Origin of the sequence: Bdellovibrio bacteriovorus (genome assembly GCF_001592745.1) — a bacterium.
GTDB lineage: Bacteria > Bdellovibrionota > Bdellovibrionia > Bdellovibrionales > Bdellovibrionaceae > Bdellovibrio > Bdellovibrio bacteriovorus_B.
Genome location: NZ_LUKD01000006.1, coordinates 143,088 through 155,336 on the forward strand (window position 1 = coordinate 143,088; position 12,249 = coordinate 155,336).

Consider the following 12,249-nt stretch of genomic DNA (forward strand, 5'->3'; position numbering starts at 1 on the left):
ATTAAAGAAAGATTCAGCCCCGCTTCTTATGTGCCCATGATATTTCTTTTTTCATGGGCCAACGGGCTTTTCTTTTCTTCCACTTTAGGGTTGGAATGGAATTGGGGACGCTTTGCTTGCGTCTTCCTTTTGATGCTGTCGTTCTTTTTTCGCATGCGTCTTTTTGATGAGATCAAAGACTATGAAGTGGATTTGAAAGTCAATCCCACCCGTCCTTTAGCGCGCGGAATTTTGACGGTTCGACAAGTCAAGGTGGCCCTTCTTTTCCTCATTATTTTCGAGATTGGTCTTGCCAGCAATCTAGGCGTTTATTCTCTTCTGATTCACGCAGCGGCCATCGGCTACAGTCTTTTGATGTATGAGGAGTTTTTTATCGGCGACTCCTTGCGGCCGCATTTAACGACCTACGCGGTTACTCACACCTTTGTGAGCGTTCTCTTAGGTCTTTCTAGCGGTGTCGCCATGACAGGTGTCAATCCTCAAGAAATCACATTGCCGCTTTTGATATTTATTTTTATGAACTGGGCCTTCTTCAATCTTTTTGAGTTCGCTCGAAAAACGTTCGCGAGCTCCGAAGAAAGACCGCATGTGCCTTCTTATTCCAATATTTTTACGGACAAAGGAGCCTTAGCCCTTTCTTTGAGCCAAGCAATCCTGGGAGTGGGGGTCGCTTACTACCTTCAGCCCCACTGGATTTGGCTGGTTTCTTTGTCAGCTTATGTCGTTCTAAGTTCGATTTATATTATTAAAAAAACCGCCCCTGCCGCGCAGTTCTTCCGTGCGATTTCCGGGGTCTATTTGCTGCTTCACTATGCTCTAGTGATCTATATGTGGAGATCCTAACTATGCTTGTAACTCCAAAATCAACACTGTTCTTTGCTAAAAACGAAGCCGGAGGAAAAGGCTTTAATCTTTACCTCATGTCGCAAGCAGGACTTCCCGTTCCCGAATGGGTCGTGTTCGGTAAAAGATTCTTCCAAGAGTTTCTGGCGTCGCCTTCGGTGAAAACAAATTTATCGCTGATTATGCAACGTCTTTCGGCTAAGGAACTCACGCCTCTTCAAGCGGAGGCGGAAGTTCGAGCTCTCTTTGAAAAAACCGATCTCTCCAAAAATCTTTCAGAATCCTTGGACAAAGCATTGAAGGATTTGGGCGCAAACAATGTTTTTTCAGTGCGTTCGTCAGCCGCCGACGAAGACAGTCTTTCGCATTCTTTCGCGGGTCAGCTTTCAAGCTATCTTTATGTCTCAGGCAAAGAAGATATTCTTAAATACATTCGTCAATGCTGGATCTCCGCTTTTTCCGAGCGAAGCTTGGTCTATCGTTTGGAAAATGGCATCGACCTTCAGAAGATTTCTGTGTCGGTGGTTTTACAGCGCATGATTGATCCAGATAAATCCGGTGTTCTTTTCACTTGTGATCCGGTCGAAAAGAAAATCGATCGCTATGTCGTTTCTTCCGTCTATGGCGTTGGTGAAGGACTGGTGTCAGGAACTTTGGATGCAGATTCTTTCTGGCTTGAAGCGCACAGCGGAAAGCTTTTAAAAGAAGAAGTCGTCGAGAAAAAAGAGATGATGAAGAAATCTTCTTCAGGTCACTGCTCGACTCTGCCTGTCCCAAGCAATCTTGTAAACACGGCCTCTTTGACCCAGGAAGAGCTTTCAAAGCTCTATCGTCTCGGGCACAAAATTCAAGAGCAGTATCATCGTCCGCAAGATATTGAATGGGCGATTGAAGGCGGTAAGATCTATATTTTACAAACTCGTCCCGTAACGACATTGCAGGCCGACTTGATTGGTTATCCGAATCTTTGGGACAATTCAAACATCATTGAATCCTATGGAGGTTTGACCTCACCTTTGAGTTTTAGTTTCGCCCTTAGAAACTATAAAGCCGTGTATGTGCAGTTCTGTGAAGTTTTAGGTGTTCCGAATGAGATCATTAAAGACATGGACTCTTACTTAGGATACATGCTGGGATCTTTGAATGGCCGTGTGTACTACAATCTTTTCAATTGGTACAAACTTGTCGGCGTTCTTCCGGGCTTTAAACAGAATCGCGAGTTCATGGAAACCATGATGGGAGTTTCTGAGGCACTCAGCGAAGAAATCGCGGATCGTATCAAACCTCACCCTTCGTGGGACACGTTCAGCGGTCGTATCCGTAAAGCCATCACCGGATTTAATTTTATTAAATATCATTTCACTATTCAAAGCACCGTGGATGACTTTTTGGCGACTTTCCATCGCGACTACGACAAGTACCGAAGTCTGCCGTTAAAGCGGATGCGGGGCGATCAACTGATCCGCATTTACATGGAGCTTGAGCGAAACATGCTGGGCCGCTGGAAGGCTCCCATCATCAATGACTTCTTGTGCATGGTTCACTTCGGCCTTTTGCGTAAGCTGACAACCACGTGGCTCAAAGATTTGGATTCGACCATCCAAAATGACCTTCTTGCGGGTGAAGGGGGACTGGAAAGTGCCGAGCCGACAAAGGCTTTACTGCGCTTAGCAAATAAAGCCGCCCAAAATCCAGACTTACGCAAACTGATCGAGACCATCGATCCCGCCGAGGGTCTGGAGGCTTTAAATCAATCACCTTACCAAGAATTCTATAAGTCCGTCTTAGACTATCTCGACAAGTACGGATTCCGCTGTATGAGTGAGATGAAACTTGAGGAGATCGATCTTCTCACAGATCCAAGTTACCTCTTTGTCTGTTTGAAAAACTATTTGAAGTCAGGTCAGACGGAGGTTCACGATGACTCTCACGAAAAGTCTTTGCGAACTCAAGCCGAAGCCAAAGTGGCTTCGCATCTGACTGGCTTTAAAAAGAAATTTTATTTCTGGGTCCTTAAACACGCCCGTAAAGCCGTGAAGAACCGCGAAAACACGCGTTTTGCGCGCACACGTATTTACGGTATTGCCCGCACGATCTTCCAAACTATTGGTGAAGATTTGGCGACAATGAACGCGCTTGAGCAACCCCGCGATATCTTCTGGCTGACCATCGAAGAAGTCTTTGGGATTTACAACGGCACTCTGCCCTCCTACAACCTGAAGGGCATTATCGAGCTACGCAAAAAAGATTATGGTCAATTCGCTGAAGAAACGGACCCGCGCGTGATGACTCGAGGAGCGGTCTATTGGGACAACACGTTTATTAAAGAAGAGATTCCTCAGGTGGCTGAATCTGGCGACTATGACTTAAAAGGTCTGCCGTGCTGCCCAGGAGTTCTTGAAGGTGTCGTCAAGGTTATCTTAAATCCAAGTGATAACTTGGAACTGAATGGCGAGATTCTGGTGACAGCTCGTACCGATCCAGGGTGGGTCCCTCTTTATCCAGCGATCTCAGGGCTTTTGGTAGAGCGCGGAAGCTTGCTTTCTCACTCGGCCATTGTTGCCAGAGAGATGGGAATCCCTGCGATCGTCAGCATCCCAGGATTAACAAAACGAATTAAATCCGGCATGCGCGTTCGCATTGATGCCAAGGCAGGTACAATTAAAATCTTAGACGAATAAGTGAGGACGGGACCTCCCGTCTTCATTCTTTCAAAAACTTTGTCATTTGATAGCCGCGAAAGAATCTGCAGTACTTCCTACAGCTTCGCTACTAGCCTAAATGGGTCCCCCAAGGAGGCCTTATGAAATCACTTTTCGCTTTCGTGCTTCTGTTTGCCAGCATCTCTTACGGCAAAGTCGCGTGCTACAAAGCTTCCAATCCGCAAAGCATCACAATAAAAACTGAAAACGGAAAATCGGAAAAGGCCAGCGGCGCACAGTTGGTTTATCAAGATGAAAAAACCGTTGATAGCGAAGGCGTAGAAACGCCTCCTCATATAAAACTTCGCGCCCAATCCAAGACTTTGAAGTTTTCGACTGTCGCCTATCAATTCGAAAATGGCGGCGATTTCTTGGTGGAGTGTGATGGAGGAAAGACCTCGCTTATTAAAGAATCAAGCTCTTTGATTTTAACTTCCGACTATTTGGCCGGAGAAGTCAATTCCGCTGACGAAGGTTGTTCAACCGGTGAGGTCGCTTATCGCAACCTCACCATGACACCTGCTCCGTGTGCAGATTAATTAAAGAAACATCCCACCGGAAGCTTCAATTCGTTGAGCATTGATCCAGGCATTATCTTCAGAAAGAAGAGAGGCAATCACACCTCCAATATCTTCAGGAACGCCGACTCGTCCTAAAGCCGTTTGAGATGCGATGAATTTATTTACTTCAGGGTTATCCCGGACCACGCCGCCACCAAAATCAGTCTCAATGGCTCCAGGTGCTACGACATTGGCAGCGATGCCACGGGCTCCGAATTCTTTCGCCATATAGCGAGTCAGAACTTCGATCGCGCCTTTCATCGAAGCGTAAGCCGCTTTACCTGGTAAGGCGAAACGAGCTAGCCCCGAAGAGATATTCACAATGCGTCCGCCGTCTTTCATAAGGGGAAGAAGCTTTTGAGTTAAAAAGAAAGGACCTTTCAGATGAACATTGACCAACTTATCAAAGTCCTCTGCTGTGGTCTCCATGATCGAAGCCTCTAAAGCAGTGCCTGCATTATTAATAAGAAAGTCAAAGTCCGTACGATTCCATTTTTCTTTTAAAACCTGACGAACTGCCACGGCAAAGGCTTCAAAACTCTCCACCGCCCCAGCGTCAAGAGGCATGGCCACGGCCTTACGTCCTTGCCTTTCAATCTCGGCCACGACTTGGTCTGCCTCGGCTTTCTTAGAATGATAAGTCAAGATAACGTCGTTCCCTTTTTGAGCTAGCTTCAAAGCGGTATTCTTACCCAACCCTCGGCTGCCACCAGTGATAATTGCGATTTTCATAACAAACTCCTTTTAAATAGTGCTGGTTACATTTTTATTTTAGGAAGTTTGCCATAATTGATAAACACCGATATTTTTGATACACTGTTCACTATTACTGAACAATCGAGGATGGGATGGACCGTATAGAAGCTATGAAAGTCTACATGCGCGTAAGCGAATTATCGAGCTTCGTAAAAGCGGCAGAAAGCCTTGGAATGTCCAAGGCCCATATTTCTAACATCATCCAACAGCTTGAGGCGGATACGGGCACCAGACTTCTTCACCGCACCACCCGTCGCGTTCAGATGACTCAGGACGGAATGACTTACTATGAACGATGCAAAGATCTTCTGGCGGATATTGAGGAACTAGATGCTCTCTTTAAGAAAGACGCGGGTCGCCTGTCAGGAAGAATTCGCGTCGATATGTCGACAGGTATAGCAAAAAATTTGATCGTCCCGCGGATTCCGGAATTTTTGAAAGCCCACCCGGGTATTGAGATCGAATTAAGCAGCACGGATCGTCGAGTGGACCTTGTCCGTGAAGGTTTTGATTGTGTTATTCGGGTAGGAAATTTGACGGATTCGGGACTTATTGCAAGACCTCTGGGAAAGTTCACGGTCGTAAACTGTGTGAGTCCCCTTTATATCAAAAAACACGGTCGTCCTAAAAATCTGGAAGATTTATCAGAGCACTTTCTGGTCCACTATGTACAAACCCTTGGAGCGAAGCCTGACGGTTTTGAATACTTTGACGGAGAAAAATTTCAGATCAAAAAAATGCGGGGTCAGATCACGGTGAATAATGCCGAAAATTATCTGTCGGCATGTCTAGCAGGACTGGGAATTATTCAAGCCCCTAAAGCGGGATTGAAAGAGTATCTGAAAAATAAATCCCTGATTGAGATTTTGCCGACCTTAAAAAGTGAGCCTATGCCGGTCTCTCTCGTTTATCCTCATCGTCGTCACGTTGCCAAACGTGTTCAGGTATTTATGGATTGGGTGAGCGAAATCATGCGGGACTATATCGTCTAGAAGGACCTGACACGTCCTCGCATCACCGGAACCTGACTTGATTTCTAAGACGTCCTTGCCTATTGTAAAAACATGAAATTGATCACATGGAATGTTAACGGTCTTCGCTCGGTTCAACGTAAAAACTTTCGCGAATGGTTTGAAAATGAGAAGGCCGATATCGTCTGCCTTCAAGAAATCAAAATTTCTGAAGAAGCTATTCAAGAAGACGAAACATTCTATCACCCGGCTCGCTATCACTCCACGTGGAACTTTGCTGAAAAGCCTGGGTATTCGGGGTTGGCACTTTATTCTAAAAAAGATCCTGATGCCGTTCGCCGAGGTTTAGGCATTGAAAAATTCGATCGCGAAGGCCGCTGGCTGGAAGCTGATTTTGGTTCCATCACAGTCGTGAACAGCTATTGGCCCAACAGCCAACGCGATCACGCAAGACTTCCCTTTAAACTCGAATTCTGTGCCGCTGCCGAAAAGCGTCTGCAAGCCCTTCGTAAGAAAGGCCGCGAAGTCGTCATCTGTGGTGACTTCAACATCGCCCACAAAGAAATTGATTTAAAAAATCCGAAAACAAATACCAAAAATGCCGGATTTCTTCCGGAAGAACGCGCCTGGATGACTCACTTCTTAGAAAAGCTAGAATGGGTCGACAGCTTCCGCAAATTCGAACAAGGCGCAGGTCACTACACCTGGTGGAGCTATCGCCCCGGAGTCCGCGAAAGAAACGTGGGTTGGCGCTTGGACTATTTCTTAGTAAATAAAGAAGCCTCCGACCGCTTAAAAGCCGTCAGTCACCTGCCGGATGTTATGGGATCCGATCATTGCCCTGTGCGCCTTACTTTAAAGAAGTAATGCAAGGCTGATTGAGTTTAGTGAAAGTTTCGTGATACGAAAAAGTATGACGAAATCATGCTTTAAAACTTTTGTACTTTCACTTTTGTTGGCTCCTTTTACCGCGGCTCACGCCAAGGAAGTAGCACCTCCTGTGCTCATCAGCCAGACTTACTTCTATGACGACAAAGTCGCCAATGCCGATGATCTTTTTATCATCACCGTGCAAAACAAGCTGGGCATGATTGACTGGGACGGAACCACCGTTGAAATGAAAATCAATGATTCCTCAACAGTCAAAATCACATCAAAGAATCCAAAGAGCTTTAACGTGATCGCCGATAAAAGCTATCCAAAGGATCTGGCGCTACCGACTGTAAAGATTCTGGAAGATCAAGTGCAGATCCAAGTTCCCCAGTGGCATATCGTTAAAAATGGAAATCCGAAAATCAGTTACCGCTATGTCAATGGCCCAAACACCACACTTTGGGTGCAATTCCAAAACACGTTGCAACCGTTGCTAATACATCAGGAAGAAATTTCTCTTCCCGCAATTTTAAACTCGAAAGACAAAAAAGATTTAGAATCGTGGATCGATCTGCTTCTTACAAAGACCGCAGCGGTAGGACCTAATTTGACTTACTCATTCCGTGTTTCTTACGAATACACCGTCGGCCCTAAAGTCCCATGGATCGTCCAACCCGTCTTCTTAGCTCCGTCAAAACAATACGACAAAGCGGACGCCGCCGCGATGGCCGACGCCGTTGAAAACTTTTTCAAGGCAAACCAACCCTATAAGAACAATAGCAGCCAACTGGTTTTCTCAATCATAGTTTTCCAAAATCAGATTCCGCTACTAGAGGTCCAAGAATTCGAACTCCCTCTGGATCTAACAGACATAGATTAGAAATAGGCTGGACCAACAAAGACCTACTAAAATAAACCAACCACAACTGCCAAACAGTCAGGGTCGAACTTTGTGCCCGCGGTAAAACGCGCCGAGTGGGCGCGTTTTAGTGCGGAGCATGGAGCAAAACAATCCGCGAAGGCGGATTATTTTGCGACGTCGTCAGGCTCGCATCCTGATCGTCCAAAGTCTCTACAAAGAATTTTCAAACGACAAAATAAAGAAGAAAAAAGAAGATGGTGGAGACGATCAGGATCGAACTGACGACCTCAACACTGCCAGCGTTGCGCTCTCCCAGCTGAGCTACGTCCCCACTTAAAAATAAAAAAACTAAGCGCGTCCCGTAGAACCAAAACCACCTGCACCACGCTCGGTAGTTCCCAATTCATCGACAACTTGGAATTGCGCCTGAAGAACCGGAGCAATCACCAATTGAGCACAGCGCTCTTGATCACTGATTGTCACAGCTTCATTACCCAAATTAATCACGATGATTTTCACCTCACCACGATAATCAGCATCGATGGTTCCCGGTGTATTCAAAACCGTCAAACCACTTTTTGCGGCCCATCCACTGCGGGGACGAGCTTGGATTTCATAACCTAGTGGAATTTCAAAAGACAAACCTGTTGGAATCAAAGCTCTTTCGCCCGGATTTAAAATCACCGGACCCGCAAGCTGCGCGCGAACGTCGAAGCCGCTAGCACCCAAAGATTGATATTGCGGAAGTTCACCGTGGAAGTTTTCAAGTTTCTTTACTTTGACTGTGAGCTTTTGCATTTTCAAATCCTTTTTCGATTACAGAGTCAGTTCTTCAAACCAAGTTTTCAACTCGGTCACGCCCGGCCCTAATAAAACCCCGGATGCGGCGTTTAAATCAAGCTCTTCGCGAATATATTCATTCACCGAGTCGACCGTCACCGCTTTGATTTCCTCTATCACGGATTCCACAGAACGGAAGCTGCCAAAAACGATCTCGTTGACCGCTAAAGACGTCATACGATTTTCGATATCATCAGAACTTAATAAAATGCTGCCAATAACTTGAGTCTTAAACATCTCCACATCGGCCTTAGAGACACCTTGCTTACGAATCTTCTGCAGTTCTTTAGAAATAAGATCGCCCACTTTTTTGACATTCTTAGTTTCCGTTCCCGCATAAATAGTTAGCATCCCGGAATCAATGTGGGTGTTGAGGCTCGAATGAATTGTGTAAACCAGGCCTCTTTTTTCACGAACACTTTGATAAAGTTTGGAGGTCATGCCCCCACCCAAAAGGGTGTTCGCGATCACGGCTTCGAAACGACGTTTATCCTTGAAGCTTGCTGTCGGAAAGCCCATCAGCATGTGCACTTGTTCGGCTTGCTTTTCAACGACGTGACGACGTTTTAACCAGCGAGGGAACTTACGAGAGTTTTTAAGCACCGACTGCTTTTTCTTTCCCAAACGCTTTTCAATACCAGCCATCAATTCGTCATGGTCCAAGCAACCGGCCGCACTGACGATGATGTTTTTTCCAGTGTAGTTTTTCTTGTAATAATCCATCACCTGATTCTGTTTCATCGTGGCGATAGACTTTGGAGTTCCCAAGATAGGACGAGCGAGCGGATTTTTTCCGTACACCTGCTCATAGAAGACATCATAAATAATTTCTTCGTGGCTATCTTCGGACATTGCGATCTCTTGCAAGATCACACCCTTTTCAAGGTCGAATTCTTTCTTGTTCAAATGCATGTTGGATACTAGATCCGCCAAAACATCCAAGGCCTTTTCCCAGTGATCTTTTAAAACCAAAGCGTGGTAACACGTATATTCACGCGTGGTGTAGGCATTTAAATCCCCACCCAAGGCTTCTAAAGATTTTGCGATTTGATAGGCAGACCGAGTTTTAGTCCCCTTAAACACCAAGTGTTCAAGAAGATGCGAGATGCCCGCATTCTCTGGCGACTCATCTCGAGTGCCGGTCAAAACCCAGATACTGATAGAAACGGCACGGGACCCTGGATGAAGTTCGCTCACCACTCGGATCCCGTTAGAAAGTTCAGATTTTTTGAACTTAGTATTTGTCATTGATTCTCTTTTAAAGATGCTGTTTCAGCATGGCGGCCCTAGGCCGCCTCGCTCTGCCAGCGTCCGCGGCTATTGAAGAAGAGCCTTACGAGAAAGCTTGATACGGCCTGCACGGTCCACTTCAAGAACTTTAACATCAATCATTTCGCCTTCTTTAAGTACGTCAGTCACTGCGCGTACACGTTCGTTAGCGATTTCAGAGATGTGCAATAGACCTTGAGTGTTCGGCAAGATTTCAACAAAAGCACCGAATTCAGCAATCTTCACAACGCGACCTTTATAAGTCTTACCAACTTCAGCTTCAGCAACGATGTCGTTGATCATAGCGATCGCCTTTTTAGTTGCTTCAGGATCTGCAGAGGCAATGTGGATTGTACCGTCGTCTTCGATTTCAATCTTAACGCCCGTCGCTTCCGTGATACCACGGATCACTTTACCACCAGAACCGATCACTTCACGGATCTTATCTGGTTTGATTTTGATTGTTTCGATACGAGGAGCAAATTCAGAGATTTGACCACGAGCTACTTTGATCACTTTTTCCATCTCATTCAAGATGTGAGAGCGACCTTCTTTAGCTTGAGCCAAAGCCTGTTCCATCACGTCGAAAGAAACAGAGTCGATTTTGATATCCATTTGAAGAGCTGTGATACCTGTTGGAGTACCAGCTACTTTGAAGTCCATGTCACCCAAGTGATCTTCATCACCCAAGATGTCTGTAAGAACGGCTACGCGATCGCCTTCTTTAATTAGACCCATTGCTACACCGGCAACGTTCCCTTTGATAGGTACACCGGCATCAAGCATCGCCAAAGTTCCCGCACAAACAGAACCCATTGAAGAGGAACCGTTAGACTCTAGAACTTCAGAAACGATACGGATTGTGTATGGGAATTTTTCGTGATCAGGAAGAACGGCTTTCAAAGCGCGCTCTGCCAAGTTACCGTGACCGATTTCACGACGACCTTGACCACCGAAACGACCCACTTCACCGACTGAGTATGGAGGGAAGTTGTAGTGAAGCATGAATTTGCGTTTTTGAGTTCCCAAAAGCGCGTCAACCATTTGCTCATCATCACCTGTTCCCAAAGTCACTGTGCCCAAACATTGAGTTTCACCACGAGTGAACAAACCAGAACCGTGCGCACGAGGAAGAAGACCCACTTCATTCGCGATAGAACGAACCGTTTTCACGTCACGACCATCGATACGAACTTTGCGGTCCAGGATCATCGAACGAGCTTCATTGTATTTAAGCTCTTCAACGATTGCGCCGATTTCTTTCTTGCGTTGTTTAGCAAGATCTTTGTCAGTGATAGAAGCAAGGAACATCGCCTCTGCTTCAGCTTGAGCAGCCGCTGCCGCTGCATAACGGTCTTGCTTAATTTTGATACCAAGAGCCGCAGCGATTTTTGGTTTCAAGAAAGACTCTACTTGTCCTTTGAAATCAGCGTCGATAGTCGCTGGAGTGAAAGAACGTTTTGTCGCCGAACCAAACTTTTCACGCAATTCGTCTTGCGCATTCAAAAGTGGCATCATGGATTGGTGACCGAATTTCAAAGCCGCCAAAACGTCTGCTTCAGAGATGAATTTTGTTTCACCTTCAACCATCAACAAACCATTGCGAGTTCCCGCAACGATGATATCCATGTCGGATTTTTCCATTTGTTGAGGAGTTGGATTCGCAACGAATTGACCATCAACGCGACCTACTTGAATCGCTGCTGTTGGACCGTTGAATGGAATGTCAGAAAGATGAAGAGCTGCAGAAGCACCCAAGCTTGAAAGAATCTCAAGAGGGAATGCACCGTCTGCAGAAAGAACCGTCGCCACAACTTGAGTTTCGTTTCTGTATCCTTCTGGGAACACAGGGCGGATCGGACGGTCGATCAAACGCGCGATCAGAACAGCGTCTGTCGTAGGTTTACCTTCGCGCTTGAAGTAGCCACCTGGGATTTTACCGGTAGCGTAGAATTTTTCGATATATTCCACAGTCAGTGGGAAGAAATCTAGTTCAGAGGCTTTTTTGCTAGATACTGCCGTAACAAGAACCATGTTGTTACCGCAAGAGACTAGAACAGATCCATCTGCTTGTTTTGCCAAACGGCCTGTTTCGATGGTGATTTGTTTTCCGCCCACCGATGTAGTTACAGTCGTTTTCATTAAATCTCCTTGAATTGATGCCAGAGCCTTATGCTCTGAGTGTACGAGAATTTCCTGTCGAGGAAAAGATTGAAGGGGCTCTTCGCCCCTTCAGGAATGTCAGATTACTTACGGATATCAAGAGCCTTGATAAGGTCTTGGTAGCGTTTCACATCTTTACGATGTAGGTAGTCCAAAAGTTTTCTTCTTTTGTTAACCAAAGTCACAAGACCGCGACGGCCGTGGTGATCTTTTTTGTGAGTGCTGAAGTGCACAGTCAAATCGTTGATTTTTGCTGTCAAAAGCGCCACTTGCACTTCTGGAGATCCAGTATCTAGATCTTTCGTTTGGAATTTCTTAACGATTTGGTTTTTTGTATCTTTAGTGACTGCCATTAAAGTCTCCTGTTCTTTTAAAAATTGCTTAGTTTTCGAACAAACCCCGCAGTCGTC

Annotated in this window: 11 protein-coding genes and 1 tRNA gene; 6 read left to right on the top strand and 6 right to left on the bottom strand. The window is 45.8% G+C overall.

Going from position 1 to position 12,249, the window contains the following annotated elements:
• Window positions 1–36 precede the first annotated feature (36 nt).
• From AZI87_RS13755 to AZI87_RS13765, 3 genes are all read left to right on the top strand, one after another.
• Complete coding sequence (locus AZI87_RS13755) at window positions 37–843, top strand: UbiA family prenyltransferase (protein ID WP_063208469.1); 807 nt, start codon at window positions 37–39, stop codon at window positions 841–843.
• A gap of 2 nt (window positions 844–845) precedes the next feature.
• Entirely contained in the window at window positions 846–3,524 is a 2,679-nt protein-coding gene (locus tag AZI87_RS13760) for a phosphoenolpyruvate synthase (RefSeq protein ID WP_063208307.1), read from the top strand.
• Window positions 3,525–3,646: 122 nt separating this feature from the next.
• Window positions 3,647–4,084, top strand: a complete 438-nt coding sequence (locus AZI87_RS13765) for a hypothetical protein (protein ID WP_063208309.1) — start codon at window positions 3,647–3,649, stop codon at window positions 4,082–4,084.
• Here the strand turns inward: AZI87_RS13765 and AZI87_RS13770 are convergent, their stop codons facing one another.
• A complete protein-coding gene (locus tag AZI87_RS13770; protein WP_063208311.1) occupies window positions 4,085–4,837 on the bottom strand; it encodes an SDR family NAD(P)-dependent oxidoreductase in 753 nt (250 codons plus the stop codon).
• 116 nt (window positions 4,838–4,953) lie between these two features.
• On the opposite strand from AZI87_RS13770, the gene AZI87_RS13775 reads away from it, so the two are divergent.
• From AZI87_RS13775 to AZI87_RS13785, 3 genes are all read left to right on the top strand, one after another.
• Complete coding sequence (locus tag AZI87_RS13775) at window positions 4,954–5,853, top strand: LysR family transcriptional regulator (protein ID WP_063208313.1); 900 nt, start codon at window positions 4,954–4,956, stop codon at window positions 5,851–5,853.
• A gap of 72 nt (window positions 5,854–5,925) precedes the next feature.
• Window positions 5,926–6,699 (top strand): exodeoxyribonuclease III, encoded by a 774-nt coding sequence (locus AZI87_RS13780; RefSeq protein WP_063208315.1) that lies wholly within the window; start codon window positions 5,926–5,928, stop codon window positions 6,697–6,699.
• Window positions 6,700–6,745: 46 nt separating this feature from the next.
• Window positions 6,746–7,585 (top strand): hypothetical protein, encoded by an 840-nt coding sequence (locus tag AZI87_RS13785; RefSeq protein WP_063208317.1) that lies wholly within the window; start codon window positions 6,746–6,748, stop codon window positions 7,583–7,585.
• Between the two features lie 237 nt (window positions 7,586–7,822).
• Here AZI87_RS13785 and AZI87_RS13790 read toward each other — a convergent pair.
• The 5 genes from AZI87_RS13790 to rpsO all read right to left on the bottom strand — a co-directional run bounded on the left by AZI87_RS13790 (window position 7,823) and on the right by rpsO (window position 12,192).
• Window positions 7,823–7,898, bottom strand: a tRNA-Ala gene (locus AZI87_RS13790).
• A gap of 17 nt (window positions 7,899–7,915) precedes the next feature.
• Window positions 7,916–8,365 (bottom strand): dUTP diphosphatase, encoded by a 450-nt coding sequence (gene dut / locus AZI87_RS13795; RefSeq protein ID WP_063208320.1) that lies wholly within the window; start codon window positions 8,363–8,365, stop codon window positions 7,916–7,918.
• A gap of 18 nt (window positions 8,366–8,383) precedes the next feature.
• Window positions 8,384–9,655, bottom strand: a complete 1,272-nt coding sequence (locus AZI87_RS13800; RefSeq protein ID WP_063208322.1) for a M16 family metallopeptidase — start codon at window positions 9,653–9,655, stop codon at window positions 8,384–8,386.
• Window positions 9,656–9,724: 69 nt separating this feature from the next.
• Window positions 9,725–11,818, bottom strand: coding sequence for a polyribonucleotide nucleotidyltransferase (pnp, locus tag AZI87_RS13805; RefSeq protein WP_063208324.1), 2,094 nt, complete (start codon window positions 11,816–11,818; stop codon window positions 9,725–9,727).
• A 104-nt stretch (window positions 11,819–11,922) separates the two neighbouring features.
• Window positions 11,923–12,192, bottom strand: coding sequence for a 30S ribosomal protein S15 (gene rpsO / locus AZI87_RS13810; RefSeq protein ID WP_063208326.1), 270 nt, complete (start codon window positions 12,190–12,192; stop codon window positions 11,923–11,925).
• Window positions 12,193–12,249 lie beyond the last annotated feature (57 nt).

Excerpts from the sequence above, each read along its gene's own strand:
- AZI87_RS13770 (WP_063208311.1), bottom strand. The coding sequence starts at position 4,837 with ATGAAAATCGCAATTATCACTGGTGGCAGCCGAGGGTTGGGTAAGAAT.
- rpsO (WP_063208326.1), bottom strand. The coding sequence starts at position 12,192 with ATGGCAGTCACTAAAGATACAAAAAACCAAATCGTTAAGAAATTCCAA.
- AZI87_RS13760 (WP_063208307.1), top strand. The coding sequence starts at position 846 with ATGCTTGTAACTCCAAAATCAACACTGTTCTTTGCTAAAAACGAAGCC.
- dut (WP_063208320.1), bottom strand. The coding sequence starts at position 8,365 with ATGCAAAAGCTCACAGTCAAAGTAAAGAAACTTGAAAACTTCCACGGT.
- AZI87_RS13775 (WP_063208313.1), top strand. The coding sequence starts at position 4,954 with ATGGACCGTATAGAAGCTATGAAAGTCTACATGCGCGTAAGCGAATTA.
- AZI87_RS13785 (WP_063208317.1), top strand. The coding sequence starts at position 6,746 with ATGACGAAATCATGCTTTAAAACTTTTGTACTTTCACTTTTGTTGGCT.
- AZI87_RS13765 (WP_063208309.1), top strand. The coding sequence starts at position 3,647 with ATGAAATCACTTTTCGCTTTCGTGCTTCTGTTTGCCAGCATCTCTTAC.
- pnp (WP_063208324.1), bottom strand. The coding sequence starts at position 11,818 with ATGAAAACGACTGTAACTACATCGGTGGGCGGAAAACAAATCACCATC.
- AZI87_RS13800 (WP_063208322.1), bottom strand. The coding sequence starts at position 9,655 with ATGACAAATACTAAGTTCAAAAAATCTGAACTTTCTAACGGGATCCGA.
- AZI87_RS13755 (WP_063208469.1), top strand. The coding sequence starts at position 37 with ATGATATTTCTTTTTTCATGGGCCAACGGGCTTTTCTTTTCTTCCACT.
- AZI87_RS13780 (WP_063208315.1), top strand. The coding sequence starts at position 5,926 with ATGAAATTGATCACATGGAATGTTAACGGTCTTCGCTCGGTTCAACGT.